Genomic DNA, 17,677 nt, shown 5'->3' on the forward strand with positions numbered 1-17,677 from the left:
TAGCTACGCTTCGGAATCAGGATCATTTGCCTCTTGAACTGGACGCACCCGAGCTGCTTGTGGTCCCTTCTGCCCCTCAACGATGACAAATTCAACTTCTTGACCCGGCGTTAGTTTTTTGTAACCGGCCATTTCAATGCCCGTATAATGAACGAAGACTGATTCGCCGGCTTCACTTTTGATGAAACCAAACCCGTTTTGTTCGTTGTATCGTTCTACTTTTCCCTTAATCATATAGCCACTCCATTCAAGTTAAGATCATCATTTGATTTATTATCCACATCATTTTTCTTGAAAATTAAGCAGCGTCAGTTCAATTTAGCCGTTTCTACCCTAAATAATTACTCAAGGTCCGTTGGACGGCATTAATGAAATAACTCGCTTTTTATTCTAAACTACCATGACCATTTAAATCAAGGCAACGGTGTTTTTAAAGCCGAACTATTAAGTAAAATTGATAATTACTAAAAAAAGAACGGGAACGAGGCAAACAGTATTTGTCTCATTCTCGTTCTTATTTTAAAACAGCATTATTTTTCGTCGAAAGCGACTCCTACAGTTTCTGGAAACTCTTCGCGCACAATTTTAGCACAACGGTCACAGAAGTGTGGGTAGTCCTTATCATCGCCGACCGTTTCACGGGTCATCCGACAACGTTCGCAAACTTCACCATCCGCTTTAGCAACAACAATGGCGACACCATCGTTGAAGTTTTCAGCTTCAGCTGGTGCGTCTGCCATTGCAGCAACCGTTAAACCTGAAACCAGCAGTACCTGACGGACGTCCGTATCTAAGTCAGACAAAAGTTTAGTTTGCTTGTCATCCAAGTATAACGTCAACTTAGCTTCAGAAGCCTTACCAATCAGCTTTTGATCACGAGCTTCTTCCAACGACTTCAAGACATCGGAACGGATTTCCATGAACGCATCCCAGTTAGCAACCAGCTGATCTTCACCATTAAAGTGCTGAACAGTTGGCATCTCAGCCAATTGAGCGTAATCTTCCGGTTCCTTCAGGAATGGCCAAATCTGTTCTGCTGTATGCGGCAGAATTGGTGTCAGCAGCTTAGTCAAACCAGCAGCGATATCATACAAAACAGTCTGCATTGAACGGCGTGAACGGCTGTCCTTAGCATCGATATACAAGATATCCTTAGCAAAGTCCAAATAGAAGGCTGACAAATCAGAGATCACGAAGTTCATTACTTCCTTATAAATATCCAAGAAGTCATAACGATCATAGTGACCCTTGACGCTTTCAATCAGCTGGTTGAATTGCGCCAGCATATACTTATCAGCTGAACCTAAGTCTTCAACTGGAACCGCATCGCTCTTAGGGTCAAAGTCACTTGTGTTAGCCAACATGTAACGCATGGTATTTCTGATCTTCTTGTAAGCATCAGAAATCTTCGTAAAGGCGTCCATTGAAACCCGCACGTCGGCGCTGCTATCAACGGAAGCAACCCACAAACGAACGATTTCAGCACCCATTTTCTTGATCACTTCAGCCGGTGCAATCGTGTTACCCAATGACTTACTCATCTTGTGGCCTTCGCCATCAAGGGTGAAGCCTTGTGACAGCACTGCCTTGTATGGTGCGTGACCAGAAACAGCAACACTGGTAATCAAACTTGAGTTGAACCAGCCACGATATTGGTCTGAGCCTTCAAGGTAAAGGTCAGCTGGATATTCCAGTTCCGGCCGTTCGACCAGTACACCTTGGTGAGATGAACCGGAGTCAAACCAAACATCCATGATGTCAGTTTCTTTGGTGAACTTGCCATTTGGTGAATGAGGTGAGGTAAACCCTTCAGGTAACAGGTCTTTAGCATCACGAGCAAACCAAACATCTGAACCGTACTTCTCAAATAATTGAGCCACGTGTTCAATGGTTTCTGGTGTAATGATGGCTTCACCGTCTTCGCCATAGAAAATCGGTAGCGGAACGCCCCAGACACGTTGCCGTGAAATGACCCAGTCACCACGGTCAGCGATCATATTGTGCAGGCGCTTCTTGCCCCAATCTGGGAAGAACTGAACACCTTCAATAGCATCTAGAATTTCATCACGCATCTTGTCCACTGAAGCAAACCACTGCGGCGTTGCCCGGAAAATAACCGGCTTCTTAGTCCGCCAGTCGAATGGGTAACTATGCTCGTATGGCATGTAGTCCAACAGCAGGTTAGCAGCCTTTAATTTATCAAGCGCAATTTTGTTAGCATCATCGTAAAAGACGCCTTCAAAATCAGGACCGGCTTCACTTGTCATGTACCCTTTATCATCAACTGGGACTAAAATTGGCAAGTCATACTCCTTACCAACGTAAAAGTCGTCTTCACCAAAGCCAGGAGCGGTATGAACGAGTCCAGTACCGGCATCCAGTGTAACAAAGTTACCCAGCATCGTTACCAGTTTACGATCAGGATAGAAAGGATGTTGTGCCAAAACGCGGTCGAGTTCTTTACCCTTTACCGTTTTCAGCGTCTTAACGTCTTCCCAGCCAAACTTCTCGGCACAATCGTCAACTAGTTCCGCTGCCAAAACGAATTTACGGTCTTCACCTTTAGGCTGAACGACGGCGTAATCGAAGTTGGCATCAATTGTGATCCCTTCTGAAGCTGGAATCGTCCATGGTGTCGTTGTCCAAACAACCATGTATGTATTGCCGTTCTCCAAGACACCCTTACCATCAACAACTTGTTCAGCGAAAAAGGCAGATGGTGAAGTGACATCGTGATATTCAACTTCAGCTTCAGCCATTGCTGACTCAGATGACCATGACCAAAAGACTGGCTTCTTACCCTTGAAAATTAAGCCGCGCTTGGCAAAGGCGCCAAAGACCCGAACTTCTTGTGCTTCAAATTCTGGTTTCAATGTCAGGTATGGGTTGTCCCAATCACCGGTGACACCTAACCGTTTGAATTCTTCGCGTTGACGGTCAACCTGCTCCAACGCATACTTCCGGCATAACTTCCGGAATTCAACCGTAGACATCTTCTTACGATCATAGCCCTGTTGTGTCAGCTTTTGTTCGATTGGCAGTCCGTGAGTATCCCAGCCGGGAACGTATGGCGCACGAAAACCATTCATTGACTTGTAACGAACAATGAAATCCTTCGAAATCTTGTTCAACGCATGCCCCATATGAATATCACCGTTAGCATATGGTGGGCCATCATGTAAGATAAACGTTGGTTTACCTTCGTTTAATTTTTGTCTTAATTGATATACTTTATTATCAGCCCAAGCTTTTTGTAAATCAGCTTCTTTGACTGGTAAATTACCGCGCATTTTGAACTTAGTCTTACCTAAATTCAGTGTGTCTTTTACCCGCAATTAGGGTCCCTCCTCGAATTATTGAATGGTACAAAAAAAGACCTCACCCAAGGGACGAAGTCTTCGTGGTACCACCCAATTTTAGAATCAATATCTTTCTTATCTTAGCCATTAACGGAGCCGACCCGTTCTGACTTACGTTTCAGTCAGACAGCTAGAAGATGATCTGCATATCAGTAGGGGCTACCGGATTTCCACCATGACACCGGCTCTCTGAAGCTTACTGCTGTGCTTTCTGTTCTCCATACCGCTTTAAAGTTTTACTGCAGGCTACTGCTTATCATCGTCTGGGAAAATAACCACTGTTTCAGTCTCTGGATCCTTGTTTGGATCAACTGGCTGATCAGCGTCATAAATCTCATCCGAAGAATCGGTTTGTTCATCTGCCTGTGAAGTCGAGTTTACGCCATCTTCATTCTCATTGTCAAGCTTGTTCTTCTTAATGGCGTTTTGAATTTCATCATAGGTCGACGAACCATCATCTTTAAGCAAATTATCCCAGCTATCACTCTTGATCTCCGCTAACTGGCTTTCAAGCATCACTTGCAAGCGCTGACGGAAAACCCGTGTACTCTTCTTTAAGTCATCGGTCTCAACGGCTAAGTTTTGAGCACGCTTAGAAGCTTCGGACATCAGTTGGTTAGCTTTTTCAGTAGCTTCGCTTACCGTATCAGTAGCTTGTTTTTGAGCTTCCTGATTGATGATTTCAGCTTCCTTTTGTGAATTGGATTTTACTTTATCAGCGGCTTCTTGCGCCACAATAATTGACTGGTTCAAAGAATCCTTTAAATCGTTGAAGTACTTCAGTTTTTCCTCTGCTGAGGCTAACTGATCGGTCAACTTCTTGTTTTGATCCAAGGTAATTTGATAGTCTTTAATAATTTGCTCTAAAAAATCATTAACTTCATCAACGTTATATCCCCGTAATTTCGTTGAAAACTCTTTATTATGAATGTCTAATGGGCTAAGTACCATAACTTGTTCCTCCCCGATTGCAATTATTTATGCAGCACTGCCAGTGTGACCTTCAGTTTATCCTTCTTAGTCACGCCGTTAACACTTGTTAACCTAACACGTCCGAAACCGCGAACTGAAATAATATCTTGATGTTCCAACTGATAATCTGGTCGGCTAAAATCATTCCAGTTCAATTGAATTCGACCGGCTTCTATTAACTCTTTAGCGTGGTGTCTTGATAGATGAAAGCCGGTTGCCACAACGTTATCAAGCCGCGTTGAGGAAAGCGTGGTACTCTCCTCCTCCCAAGCATCAAGTGGTGCAAGGTGGTCTGCCAAATCGAGCTGATTTAAGCGAACCTTAATTTTCCCCATTCGATCAACTTGAGCAACAACGTAACGACTCATATCCGCAGTGATAAAAAATTGCCAGTGATCACCGTCAGTGATGATATCGCCAAGAACATCCCGATCGATTCCAGCCCCCAAAATAGAGCCTAGAATCTGACCGTGCTGAAGTTGCGTAAACTTTCTTGGATAGTCAATATCAAACAAATTGATTTCAAAATCAAGCTCATTTGAATCAACATAACCCGGATAGATGGCTGCCCGTTGCATTTCTGCACCAGGATAGCCCCCCTGAAACTTGAGTTTCAGCTCCGAATCACCGTTGACTAACGTCGATAAGATATACTGCTGTCTCGGATTTAAAAAATGGGTTAAAATTGGCCGATATTCATCACTGGCCTGTTGAATCCAACCCGTTGCACTTTCAATGAAAGGTGCTTCTTCTGCTCGAAAATGCTGCGCGATGCGATCAGCCAAAGTCAACTCCTCCTACTACATTCCCATGAGTCGAAAAACAATTTGTTCAACGTAAAATAATCCGCTACGCACAATGCCTAGTACAAAGATAGCAACCAGCGGTGCAAAACCAATCATGCCAATAGTAGCAAAGTTGAACCAGCGTTGAAACGGTTCAACGATTGCTCCTAGAAGCTGTCCTAGCTTAGTTTGATAAGCCCCTGGAAACCAGCTCAGCAGTGCATAAACAACAATCGCCATGATATACAGGTCAATTGCCTTACTTAATAACCAAAAAAAGAACGTCACAAACGCGACCAAATACTCACTCCTTACTTCAGTTTCTCGCCTAAAGTGGCTGAGAGATCTCCATTTATTTCAAAATTTTTAGGCGTGCATAAAAAGATGGCATCCCCGATTCGTTCAATATCACCGTCGATAGCGAATACAGTTCCCGTCAAAAAATCAACGATTCGACGGGCATTAGCGTCATCAATTCGGCCAAAGTTAACAATAACCGCCTGCTGATTCAGCAATTGCCTGGCAATATCTTGAACATCAGCATAAAGCCGAGGTTCAAACAGCGAAATCTTGCTGGACTTACTAGCAGCCGCACGGGATGCATTCAATGACACAACTTTATTATTATCGTGCCGCTGATGCAGATTGTGCGCCAGTGATTGATTAGCTATCTGCTGCTGAGTGTCTTGGGGAGTATCAGCTTCATCTTCGTAATTATCATCCATGCCGAAAAACCGACTCATACTAAACTTTCCCATGAAAACCGCTCCTTTCGCTATTTATCAGGGGTAATGCAGCCGCACTAGTCGTTTTTACGACGGTGCTTGAAGAATGGTGGCGTATCAAGACTGGTATCATCATCAGCTGTGTTCGCAGAATCGTCATTGTTAAAGACACTGAAATCTGGTTTAGAAACACCATCGAATTCGTTAGCATCAGGACGACGAGATTCAGTTGAAGATTGGCTCTGACCACTTTGACCAGCGTTAAAGCTGTCCATTTGGCTGTCGCTTTCGCCACGCTGTGAATCGTTGACTGGGGTTGAACCATCAGCTAACCGACGCGCTGTCCGCGTCTTAGCACTTCGCTTCTTCTTGTCAATGCCAGTTGCAATTACAGTAACTCGAACTTCATCACCTAGGTTCTCATCAATGGATGTCCCAAAAATGATGTTAACATCGCTTGTTGCTGATTGAGAAACAATCTCTGAGGCAGACTGTGCTTCAAATAAGGACAAGTCTGGGCCCCCAGTAATGTTTAACAGCACTTGTTCAGCACCATCGATTGAAACCTCAAGCAATGGTGATGAAATAGCTTTCTTAGTGGCATCTTCCGTCCGGTTTTCACCGTTGGCAGAACCAACACCCATCAAAGCAGCACCTTGATCCTGCATAACTGTCTTGACATCAGCAAAGTCCAAGTTAACGTAACCGGGACTTGTAATCAAATCTGAAATACCTTGAACCCCTTGACGAAGAACGTTATCAGCTTCTTGGAAGGCTTCCATCATTGGGGTCTTCTTATCAACGATTTCAAGTAAGCGGTTATTAGCAATGACAATCAGCGTATCCACGCTTTCCTTCATTGCTGCGACACCTTCAGCGGCGTAACGGGAACGTTTAGGCCCTTCAAAGGTAAATGGCCGGGTAACAACACCCACAGTCAAAGCACCCTGTTCTTTGGCTAATTTAGCAATGATTGGAGCAGCACCGTTTCCAGTTCCGCCACCCATACCAGCAGTAACAAACACCATGTCGGCACCAGATAGTGCTTCGCTGATTTGGTCTTCACTTTCTTGAGCCGCTTTAGACCCAATTTCAGGATTCGATCCAGCACCTAATCCACGTGTCAGCTTCGGTCCTAATTGAATTTTGGTTTCAGCCTTAGAAGCCTCTAAGGCTTGAACATCGGTGTTAGCAACAATATATTCAACACCCTTAACGTCTTCTGTAATCATCCGGTTAACGGCGTTACCGCCACCGCCACCAACGCCGATAACTTTAATATTGGCGCCTCGGTTTTGTGTTGAGTCTAACGAAAATTCCATTTTTAAATCCCTCCAGTAATCGGGTTAATCAAAGAAGTCTTTGAAGAACTTTCTGATTCCCTGTGCACGTTGTTTTTTCGGCTTATTCGGTTTACTAGTACGACTCGGAGCAGTTTGCGTATGCCGCGAATCACTTACCTCAACTAACTGCTGAGGTTCTGGCCGTGCTTCCACTTGCGAAGCCAACTGATCATTGCCAGCCAAAGCTGACTGAACCAGCAAAGCAACCTCGCTCATTTGACCACGGTAGTTAACCAGTGACAGTGCTTGTGTAAATGATGGGTGACGCAGCCCCATTTGATCAGGTATGGAAACCCGAACTGGAACATCGAAAACGTCCTGAGCTAAATCTGTAATTCCTGGAAGTGCAGCCACACCACCAGTTAAAACAATTCCGCCCGGCAGTGATAGTGCGTTGGTTGCGTCTAATTGAGTTTTTAGCTTCCCCAATATCTGCATCAAGCGGGCTTCAATAATCTCAGCTAAATACTTTTCTGAAATATCGCTTGGCCTGCTTTGACCGACAACGTCAACCGGAAACTGATTATCCTCTGAGGCGCGAGAAGAGTCGGCGAACCCATAATTTCGCTTTAACTTCTCGGCATTTTCGATTGAGGTATTAAGCACAACCGAAATGTCTTTGGTAATGTAGTCGCCACCCTCAGGGTCAACTTCCGCAAACTTGAGACGGTGATCATGAATCACCGCAGCAGTGCTTTGCCCACCGCCTAAATCAAGAAGCACAGTTCCAAAGTCCTGCTCCCCATCGCTCAGAATACTTAAGCCCTGGGCAATTGGACTGACAACTGCCAGTTGTGCATTCAGACCAGCCTGTTCAACCGCTTTTTTGGTGTTATGTACGATTGTTTTAGGCCCAGTAAAGAGCATGCCATTCATTTCTAAACGAACACCAACCATTGACCTTGGATCTTTAATGCCATCAAAACCATCAACGATAAATTCGTCGGGTACCAGATTAATAATTTCACGTTCTGGCGGCAAGTTTTGAATAATCGCAGCTGATGCAACATCCCTAACATCTTGGTCGGTTATTTCTCGTGCCTGATCACCGATGGCAACCATTCCGGTTACTGGTTCAATTTTTAACATATTTGCCGAAATACCCACAATCACATCGTGAATCTGAATGCTGGCCTTCTCTTCAGCAGCTTTCACTGCGCGTTTAATCGCTTCGCTGGCTTTATCAATGTCCACGATCACGCCACGGCTCAAACCGGCTGCCCGTTCATTTCCAACACCCAGTACGTTCAGTTGTCCCTCTAAATATTCTGCCACGATGACTTTAATTGAGGTTGTTCCGATATCAAGTCCCACATACATGCCTGAAGTATCCATAGTAGCAGGAACCTCCTCTGATTTCGATTTGATGAATTCTCATGAAAAAGTCTTAATTTACTTTCCAGTTTACCACAAACACCACTCGTTAAAAAAGGCATTATTGCCCTTAGATTCCGCATTAAGACGGTAAATGCTAAAACGGTTTCACTAACACTGGAATAGTCTGGTTTATTCCACTCACTAAAATGAATATGAATAAGCGCCGACCTCCAAATTAACGATCCCTTTGTGTGACATTTTAGCGGCAATGCTTGGGTAATAGGCCATCTTACTGGCGAAAGTAGAAATTGAAGCATAGACTTCATTACCATCATTCATGTACAAATGAACACGTTGAGGATCAGCCTTAGTCGGTGAAAATTGGATTTCTGAAATTCCGGTTTGAATCTTTTTAGAGAGCTTGGCGTACTGCTTGATCATTTGGGAAAGCTGTTTAGGAGATTTAAACCGATCATATACGGGGTAACTTCCCGTTGGCTGTTTCTGGCGTTCCTTAGAAATCACACCACTAGTCAGTGCGACTCGGTAATAACCATTAGCCGGTACAAAGCCCGCTGTAGGATACTCTTTAACGCGAATGGTCAGCTGGTTGAAATGGGCAATGGAGAATGAAATTTGCTTTACCCGTGAGTTACTGTTTTTCACCCGCTGAGATAATTTCTGTTCCTTCCCCACTACCTGGTAAATCGAGTCCCCATGATCAATTCCGCTCACCTTAACCACCTGTCGGTCAGTCAGCGCGTGATTGCCGTCGACAGTGATCTTGCCAATATGACTTAAGGGTGAAACATAGTACCCCGAAATCAGCAGCAGGATGCCGAAGATACCAATTAAAATACTCATTCGCTGTGCAAGACGACGATGCTTTTGCTGCTTCAATCGAGGCAGTTTGGCGCCAATCCGCTGAACACGGTTAGTCTTCTTAGCAGCCCTTTGCCGCTCTTCTGACTGGTATTTTTCCCATGGAGTGATTGCAACGTGGCGTTTTGATTTGTCCCGGTTGATTTTAAAACTCATCTTGCACTCACCCCTATACTACGACTGGCTGACTTCCTTCAAGAGCGCCAGCATTTCCGTAGCAGCTTTTGGCTTGCCGAGCTTCTTAGCTGCGGCTGCCATGGCTGCCCGTTTACTATCATCAGTCATCAGCTCATCCATGGCTGAAACCAGTGTTTGACTGGTTAAATCAGCTTCCTTGATCATTAAAGCTGCGTTTGCGTTTACTAAACTCATGGCATTTTTAGTTTGATGATCCGCCGTTACATACGGACTTGGAATTAAAATAGAAGGCACGCCCAGCGCTGTCAGTTCTGCCAAAGTAGTTGCTCCGGAACGGCCAACTACTCCAGCTAACTTAGGCAGCACTTCTGGCATATTATTGATGTATGACTGAATCGAAATGTTATCAGCAGAGGCCATCTGCTTAACCTGGCTCATCACGTCATCATAGCGTTTAGGGCCAGTAACAAAGACCACTTGATAATCTTTCTTGGCTAATTCTGGTAACGACTCAACCATTACCTTATTGAGCTTTAGGGCCCCTTGACTGCCACCCACGACCATAATTGTTGGCACGTCATCCTTTAAATCAAAAGCTGTCATGCTGAAATGGCTTTCAATGTTAGCTACTTCCTGTGCCCGAGGATTCCCAGTCATAACCACTTTATCAGCTGGAAATTGCGCTCTGGCGTCTTCAAAGTTAATGGCAATTTTGTCTACGTAACGACTCAAAAACTTATTGGTCATTCCAACCACGCTGTTTTGTTCGTGAATCACCGTTGGCACATGCTGCTTAGCTGCAGCGTATAAAACCGCACCCGATACGTAGCCGCCAGTTCCAAGAACCACGTCCGGTTTAAACGAGCGAACCAATTTTTTAGACTGGTGAACACTCTTTAAAAACAGGTAGACAGTTTTAAAGTTTTCCAGCGACAATGACCGTTTGAACCCTTGGATGGTCATCGCTTCAAAAGGAATCCCCAAATCGGGTACGATAGTACTTTCAATTCCCCGGTGAGAGCCAACGTAGAGAACCTCCGCATCCGGGTCCTGCCGTTTAAGTTCATTAATCACGGCTAGTGCAGGGTAAATATGACCGCCTGTACCGCCGCCAGAAACCATCAATCGCATTAGTTCTCCTCCTTCTTACCGGTTAAATCTTCAACGGCTTTAATAAATCGATCACCGCGAACTTCAAAGTTCGGGTACTGATCCCAGCTAGCGTTAGCTGGGGACAAGAGAATAATGTCGCCAGCTGCACTTAGTTGATAAGCTACCGGCACACCAGCTTCGGCGTTTTCGACAAATTTGATCTGCTTAATGCCAGCCTTTTTAGCTGCGTCTGCCAGCAAATTCTTAGTCTCTCCAAATAAAACAATGGCCTTCACGTGTTTCTTAAAAAACGGTACTAACCGTTCAAAAGTGTACCCGCGATCCAAGCCGCCGGCCAAAAGAACGACTGGTGCTTTAAAGCCTTTCAAGGCCATTTCGGTAGCTTCGATGTCCGTTGCTTTAGAGTCGTTATAGAATTCACGGCCCTCACTGGTCAATACGTATTGCGTCCGGTGACGAACGCCGCTGAAAGTCGTCAATACGTGCTTAATGGCTGCGCTTGAACGGCCTTCAATCTTAGCTACGGCGATTGCGGCTAACGCGTTTTCAACGTTATGATCCCCAGGAACCTTAACATCAGCAGCAGCCATAATCGGTTCGTCCTTGTAATAAAGCATCCCGTTTAACTCGTAGGCACCAGCCTTACTTTTAGCTAGCCGTGAAAAGGGCACCACTTGCGCCTTAGACTGCCGGCTTAAACCAACTAATTCTTCTGAATCGAAGTTTACCACGAAGTAGTCTTCAGCCGTCTGATTTTGCGTGATGCGCATTTTAGCTTTGACGTAGTTCTCACGAGTTTTATGATAATCTAAATGATTGGCAAAAATATTGGTCAAGACAGCAATGTGCGGGTGAAATTGGGTGGTCCCCAACAGCATAAAACTGGAAACTTCCATCACCATTGTGTCCTGGTCACCCAACTGCTGAGCAACTTGTGAAGCTGGCACACCAATATTGCCGGCGTAAGCACTCTTACCTGCCTGCCGTTCCTGATTCATCATTTTAGTGATCATCGTGGTAGTGGTCGTTTTACCGTTACTACCAGTGACCGCAATCAATTCAGCATCAGAAATTTCACTAGCTAGTTCAATTTCAGTAATGATTGGCAAATGTTGATCAGTGGCTGCCTTTATTAAGGGAACATCATAAGGTATTCCTGGGTTTTTAACCATCAAATCAAAACCAGCATCAAGTTGAGAAGGATCCTGTTCACCCGTCAAAATGGTGTAGCCGCCTTCAGTCTGCAACTCTTGTGCCTCTGAATTCTTCTCTAAGGGCTGCTGATCGCTAACCGTGACTTCAGCACCTAATTTTTTGAGCAGTCGAGCTGCATTTAAACCGCTTTTTGCTAAACCTACAACGATTACTCGTTTACCTTCATACGTCTTGATACGCTTCATAACCTTGTCCGCCACCTATTTAATTTTTATTACTTAACGAAAAACAAACTACCACATTGCCCAAATACCGGTTATTGCTGTTACTGCACTAATGCACCAGAACGTAATATCAATCCGCCATTCGCTCCAGCCCTTCATTTCGAAGTGATGATGAATTGGCGACATCAAAAAGATCCGCTTACCGGTAGTCTTAAACGACAGTACTTGTAAGATCACACTTGCCGTCTCAATCACGTAAATTAAACCGATCCATAATAGTGATACTTCATGATGAACTAGGATCGAGACAGCGGCTAAAGCGCCACCTAATGCTAACGAACCCATATCGCCCATGAAAATTTTAGCCGGCTTGTGATTGTAAATCAAGAAAGCTAACAATCCACCAACGACCGCTAAACAAAACATGGCGACGTCAACTTGGTGCTGATGCATGGCAATAACGCCATAGGCGATAAAAGAAATGGAAGCAACTCCAGCAACTAAACCGTCTAGACCATCCGTTAAATTAACCGCGTTTGAAAAGCCAACCAGCCAAAATAGAATAAACAAAAAGTAACCAACTAGGCCTAAATTAACTGCACCTATTCCTGGCAGCTTAAGCAGCAACGGCAATCCTTCATGCAAATAGACCGCAAAAAACACGGCACCACCGACAATCTGACCAAGCAGTTTTTGCCAAGCTTTCAAACCTTCATTTTGACGCCGGAAAAGCTTAATGGAATCGTCCCACATACCCAGCAATCCGTACAGAATCAGAATAAACAGCAAGATCAGTGCAACTGGTCCCAACTGTCCAAATACGATTCCTGAAATAACGGTTGCCACAATGATAGCCAGAATAAACATCAGGCCGCCCATGGTTGGGGTCCCTGATTTTTTCTCGTGCCACGAGGGTCCCTCTTCGCGAATCATCTGACCTTCGTGCTTGGCACGAAAATAACGAATCAGCGCTGGCATAAATAACGCCGTAATGGCAAAACTAATTATAAACGATAAAACCGAACTCATGACTTTCTCCTCTTATACCCACGAAGTGAGTTACTTTTTATACCCACGAAGTGAGTTACTTTAAATTAACCGTTAACTTTTCAGATTGATCAATCTGCTTACCAACGGTAATACTTTGCTTTGTAACGAACCCATTACCCTTCGTTTTAACGTTTAACCCAAGCATTTGACCCAACCGTAAGACGTCGCTGGACGACCAGCCTGTCAAATTAGGCATTCTCTGCGTACCACTAGTAATTAAGATGACCCGCTGATGCGACATCAAGACCTGACCAGTAACTGGTGACTGCTTCAAAACCCGATTCCCGTCACCAATAGCGGTAACTTTATAGCCCCTAGAGGTTAAATCGTTTTTGGCCCCAGAGACTGACCGGTTAACGTACGACAGCATTTTACCTGAATTTTGGTCGCTGCCAGTAGCCGTATCTTCCTGCAAAGCCCGCTTCATAACCGGTTTAAACACGTCGGCCATTAATTGAGTCGCTGTTTCAGTCCCAGGCAAAGTAGGCTGCTTCATTGTAATGTACATAATGTACTTTGGATTTTTAGCCGGTGCCATACCAGCCACAGAATAAAGGTAACTGTCATCGCCGTTTAAATAACCTGCCTTACCAGCGGCAACTTGCGCTGTCCCGGTTTTAGCAGCAATTCGAATTCCCTTAATTTTGTAGTCGGCACCGATCCCGTACTTCTTGTACACAACGTCTTCCATGTGCTTGCGGACCGCTTTAGCAGTGGCCGCAGAAATTGGCTGATTAATCACTTTCGGCCCGTACGACTTAACAGTTTTGCCCGTGTTTGGATCAACAACTTTACGAACGAGGTAAGGCTTTAACATTTTACCATTATTCCCGATTGCAGATAACCCCTGCATCATTTGAATTGCGGTTACCTGAATACCTTGTCCAAACGCCGTGTTAGCCTGCTCAATCGTATGATTAAAGGCAATACTGCCACTTTGTTCGCCAGGTAAACCAAAGTTTGTCGGTTGCAAAAATTTAAATCTCTTAATATATTTTTCCCAGGTCTTGGCACCCATTTGTTGTTCCAAATGTGCCATGGCAACGTTACTTGAAAGTGCAAACCCCTTGTTATAGGTGATCGTGCCCCAACCACCAGGATTCCAGTCTGGTACCGTTCGGCCACCGATCACGTAACGTCCTGATTGATAAGTTGCGTTTCCGTTGTAGTTTCCGCTGTCGATTGAAGCAGCCATGGTAAATACCTTCATGGTTGAGCCAGGTTCATAGGCATCCTGAATCAAGGTATTTCGCCAAACTGAATTCAGACCCTCACCCGTTTGTGGATTAAAGGTCGGCCGCTGCGTTGCAGCCACAATGGCACCCGTCTTAGCATTCATCAGCACCGCATTCATTGTTTTAGCGTGCGTCTTTTCTTCTAGCGATGACATTTGAGTTTCCAATAACGTCTGCAATCTGCCGTCGAGGGTCGTGTACACGTTATCGCCGTTACGCGGTTTTTTAGCCTTCTGATCAGAACCAGGGATTTGGTACCCGTTGTTATCTTGACTCACTTTTCTAAAACCATCGCTGCCCTTTAACAGATCGTTATCCGCACCTTCAATTCCCATCGTGCCGACCAACTGCCCCTTTGCAGTAGACGTCACGTTACCAATTAAATGGGAAGCAAACACCCCGTTTGGATATAACCGTGCCTGCCGCTGAACAAAAGTTAACCCGTGTAAATGAGCACCGTCAATTTTTTTCTTAGTTGTCAGCGAAATATTCTGTCCCGCGGAACCAAATTCAACTTGAAAGGTCTTTTTATTGCTGGGCGTTAGGTAAGCAAGTGCCCTTTTCTTACTCAGAGGCAAGTATTTCGATAATACCCGGGCCGTTTTTATTTTATTCGTGACGTACATCGGTTTACCAGCAACAGTCCGCTGACTTTTATCTAAAACCGCATAAAGCGAATACGTACTGGTATCCTCAGCAATCGGCTGATTGGAAGCATCGTAAATCGTCCCTCGCTGTGCTTTGAGTGTATGGTTTGCGGTATACAGTTTCTTCGCCTGCGTGCTTAAGTTGACATGCTGGACATTTTTTCCAATTGCAATATAAGAAAAACGACCAATGAATAGCACAAGTGCGAAGGTGAAGAGGACCAGCAGGCTTCTTCCAAAAACCCGCTGATTACGTCGCACTTGTTTGCTAGTCACCGTTCGTTTAGGTGATTGTTTCATTTATTCACATTCCTTACTTTACTGTTTGAAAGTGTCATGCCGTTTTGTTTAGCGACTTTCTCCAATCTGGAACGGTTCATTAACTCGTTAATGGTTTGCCGATCACTAGTATTTTTGTTCTCAAAACTAGTAATTTGATTGTTGACGTCCTGCAAATGCTGCTGTGCATTTGAAACACCGATCTTGGTGCTGACCAGCAGTAACATCATCCCAATTAACATTAATCCCCCAACCGTCAGCAAACACTTCTCAAATTTAGATACCGGTAACGCTTTAGGTTTACTAACAACCTGTTTTGAATGACTATGTAATGGTAACGTCGGTTGTTTCGGAAGCGCTTGCGGTTGAAATTGAGTCGCTAAATTATTTTGAGCCATACTTCATCATCATCCTATCCCTTGAAATATTAAATCATAAAATCGTTATTTTTGCTCAATTACCCGTAACTTTGCACTGTGTGCACGATGATTTTCTGCCAACTCATCTTCATTCGGTAAAATAGGCTTACGAGTTACGAGTTTAAAATCTGGTTGCATGTTATCCGGAATAACTGGTAAACCTGCTGGTAAATCAGGTAAACTGCTCTTTTCCTTAAACATGGTTTTAACCAAACGGTCCTCCAAAGATTGAAACGTGATTACACAAATCCTACCCCCAGGATTGAGTAATGTAAGTGCCTGTTCTAAGGATGCTTCCAAAGCTGAAAGTTCGTCGTTAACGGCAATTCGAATTGCCTGGAAAACTTTCTTAGCGGGATGTCCGCCATGACGTCGCGCCGCTGCCGGAATAGCTTCCTTAATCAATTCAACCAATTCGCCAGTCGTCTCGATTGGCTTCTCCGCACGGGAAGCTTCGATCCGCCTAGCAATCGATTTAGCAAACTTTTCTTCACCGTACCGGTAAAAGATCCGCACCAAATCTTGATAAGACCAATCATTCACCACTGTTCTAGCAGTCAATGCCGCGCTCTGATCCATCCTCATATCTAGTGGTGCATCATAGCGGTAACTGAACCCACGGTCAGCATCATCAAATTGGGGAGAAGAAACGCCCAAATCATAGAGAATGCCATCGACGTGATCTACCTGCTGTTTCTCCAACGCTGTTTTCAAATCCCGAAAGTTAGCGTGAATCAACGTCAGCCGATTAGCTTCAATATCAGCTGCCAACTGTTCCTTATTATAATCAATTGCGGTCTGATCCTGATCAAACGAATAGAGATGTCCACTGGTCAATTCGGTGAGAATCTTATGAGTATGACCGCCACCGCCCAACGTACAGTCGACGTATGTCCCATCCGGCTGAACATTGAGCTCACGGACAGCTTCATTTAATAATACCGTTCGATGATGAAACTCTGCCATAGTTTTTCCCTCGCCTTAAATATCAAAATCAATCAAATTTTCTGCAATATCGTCAAAGTTTTCTTCCGCTTTTTCTGCGAAGGTTTGCCAGCGTTCTTGACTCCAAATTTCAAACCGGTCCGATACGCCGACAATCACGCATTGTTTTTCTAATTCCGCATGTTTGATCAATGCTTGGGGCAGATTTACCCGCCCCTGTTTATCAAACGAACACGTCGTTGCAGCTGAATAAAAGAACCGCACAAAAGCCCGTGCATCCCGCTTATTCAGTGGTAATGCGCTTAAGCGCTTTTGCATAACCTCCCATTGGGACATCGGATAGCCAAACAGGCAGCCATCCATACCCCGAGTGATCACAAATTCTTCCCCCAACTGGTCACGAAATTTGGCCGGAATGATTAGCCGCCCCTTAGTATCGATCGAATGCTCAAATTCACCCATGAACATTCGACTCGCCTCCTAATATCAGCTAATTTAACTAAAGTTTACCACAGGTCCCCACTTTCTACCACAACTCCCCAAACATTAATTACATAAATTTAAAAAAAATCCGTTCAAACAATGTTTGAACGGGGAAAGGTTTGGATAATTCATAATCCTTCATATAAGTCATCATTTAATTAGGGCTAAAACCACTGTCATAAAGTAAGCTAAAAACAGTAAAATATCACTTAATCGCCAATAAAAAAGGAGAAATTTATTCCAGAGCAATTCGCCCTTGGATAGTCCCCACCAAAGTGTCACCCCAATTGAAATCAGCATCCAGATAAACACGATGGCAGCTAGCCAAGGTTCAGGCCAGCTTTGAGACAGTTGCCAGATAAACCAGAGACAAAGCAAAGGCAAACAGTCAATCGGATGAACCTTAGGCCGGCGTTTCTTTGGTATAAACCCTCTAAACACCCTTAAAATGAACAGGACTGCTATGAGGATCATAATCTGAATGATAATTAAGTTCAACGTAGTCCGTCCTTTCCCAAAGCCTCATGGTTTCTATAGTTAACACACAACCGAAATTTTACCGCATTCGACCCGTTAAAATCAAGAAAGTTTCGCAACTAGATTGCA

The 17,677-nt window shown here is 44.4% G+C and carries 17 protein-coding genes; all 17 read right to left on the reverse strand.

What is annotated here, in order from left to right; genetic code table 11:
* Positions 1-3: 3 nt before the first annotated feature.
* Complete coding sequence (locus JUE95_RS02955; protein WP_235995125.1) at positions 4-234, reverse strand: cold-shock protein; 231 nt, start codon at positions 232-234, stop codon at positions 4-6.
* A gap of 296 nt (positions 235-530) precedes the next feature.
* Entirely contained in the window at positions 531-3,335 is a 2,805-nt protein-coding gene (gene ileS, locus JUE95_RS02960; protein ID WP_203649082.1) for an isoleucine--tRNA ligase, read from the reverse strand.
* A 270-nt stretch (positions 3,336-3,605) separates the two neighbouring features.
* Complete coding sequence (locus JUE95_RS02965) at positions 3,606-4,310, reverse strand: DivIVA domain-containing protein (RefSeq protein ID WP_203649084.1); 705 nt, start codon at positions 4,308-4,310, stop codon at positions 3,606-3,608.
* Between the two features lie 23 nt (positions 4,311-4,333).
* Positions 4,334-5,116 (reverse strand): YlmH family RNA-binding protein, encoded by a 783-nt coding sequence (locus tag JUE95_RS02970; protein WP_203649086.1) that lies wholly within the window; start codon positions 5,114-5,116, stop codon positions 4,334-4,336.
* Positions 5,117-5,131: 15 nt separating this feature from the next.
* The gene (locus JUE95_RS02975; RefSeq protein ID WP_203649087.1) at positions 5,132-5,416 is read right to left on the reverse strand and encodes a YggT family protein; all 285 of its coding nucleotides are present in this window, start codon (positions 5,414-5,416) and stop codon (positions 5,132-5,134) included.
* Positions 5,417-5,427: 11 nt separating this feature from the next.
* Positions 5,428-5,874 carry a cell division protein SepF gene (locus JUE95_RS02980; RefSeq protein WP_203649089.1) on the reverse strand — a complete coding sequence of 149 codons (447 nt, stop codon included), beginning with the start codon at positions 5,872-5,874 and terminating at the stop codon, positions 5,428-5,430.
* Positions 5,875-5,918: 44 nt separating this feature from the next.
* Positions 5,919-7,163: a cell division protein FtsZ gene (gene ftsZ / locus JUE95_RS02985; protein ID WP_203649091.1), complete on the reverse strand. Its 1,245-nt coding sequence runs from the start codon at positions 7,161-7,163 to the stop codon at positions 5,919-5,921.
* A gap of 24 nt (positions 7,164-7,187) precedes the next feature.
* A complete protein-coding gene (gene ftsA, locus JUE95_RS02990; RefSeq protein ID WP_203649093.1) occupies positions 7,188-8,519 on the reverse strand; it encodes a cell division protein FtsA in 1,332 nt (443 codons plus the stop codon).
* A 183-nt stretch (positions 8,520-8,702) separates the two neighbouring features.
* A complete protein-coding gene (locus JUE95_RS02995; protein WP_203649095.1) occupies positions 8,703-9,539 on the reverse strand; it encodes a cell division protein FtsQ/DivIB in 837 nt (278 codons plus the stop codon).
* 18 nt (positions 9,540-9,557) lie between these two features.
* On the reverse strand, positions 9,558-10,652 hold the full coding sequence (gene murG / locus JUE95_RS03000; protein WP_203649097.1) for an undecaprenyldiphospho-muramoylpentapeptide beta-N-acetylglucosaminyltransferase: 1,095 nt from the start codon (positions 10,650-10,652) through the stop codon (positions 9,558-9,560).
* Positions 10,652-12,034 (reverse strand): UDP-N-acetylmuramoyl-L-alanine--D-glutamate ligase, encoded by a 1,383-nt coding sequence (murD, locus tag JUE95_RS03005; protein WP_203649098.1) that lies wholly within the window; start codon positions 12,032-12,034, stop codon positions 10,652-10,654. The genes murG and murD overlap by 1 nt, the downstream gene beginning before the upstream one ends.
* A gap of 48 nt (positions 12,035-12,082) precedes the next feature.
* Positions 12,083-13,042, reverse strand: a complete 960-nt coding sequence (gene mraY, locus JUE95_RS03010) for a phospho-N-acetylmuramoyl-pentapeptide-transferase (protein WP_203649099.1) — start codon at positions 13,040-13,042, stop codon at positions 12,083-12,085.
* Positions 13,043-13,097: 55 nt separating this feature from the next.
* Positions 13,098-15,245 (reverse strand): penicillin-binding transpeptidase domain-containing protein, encoded by a 2,148-nt coding sequence (locus JUE95_RS03015; RefSeq protein WP_203649100.1) that lies wholly within the window; start codon positions 15,243-15,245, stop codon positions 13,098-13,100.
* Positions 15,242-15,622, reverse strand: coding sequence for a cell division protein FtsL (gene ftsL / locus JUE95_RS03020; protein ID WP_203649101.1), 381 nt, complete (start codon positions 15,620-15,622; stop codon positions 15,242-15,244). Before ftsL ends, JUE95_RS03015 begins: the two co-directional genes overlap by 4 nt.
* Before the next feature lie 45 nt (positions 15,623-15,667).
* Complete coding sequence (gene rsmH / locus JUE95_RS03025; RefSeq protein WP_203649102.1) at positions 15,668-16,609, reverse strand: 16S rRNA (cytosine(1402)-N(4))-methyltransferase RsmH; 942 nt, start codon at positions 16,607-16,609, stop codon at positions 15,668-15,670.
* Between the two features lie 15 nt (positions 16,610-16,624).
* Positions 16,625-17,056, reverse strand: coding sequence for a division/cell wall cluster transcriptional repressor MraZ (gene mraZ, locus JUE95_RS03030; protein WP_203649103.1), 432 nt, complete (start codon positions 17,054-17,056; stop codon positions 16,625-16,627).
* Positions 17,057-17,221: 165 nt separating this feature from the next.
* Positions 17,222-17,569 carry a DUF3397 family protein gene (locus tag JUE95_RS12880; RefSeq protein ID WP_203649104.1) on the reverse strand — a complete coding sequence of 116 codons (348 nt, stop codon included), beginning with the start codon at positions 17,567-17,569 and terminating at the stop codon, positions 17,222-17,224.
* Positions 17,570-17,677 lie beyond the last annotated feature (108 nt).

The sequence above is a fragment of the Secundilactobacillus yichangensis genome, from assembly GCF_016861565.1.
GTDB lineage: Bacteria > Bacillota > Bacilli > Lactobacillales > Lactobacillaceae > Secundilactobacillus > Secundilactobacillus yichangensis.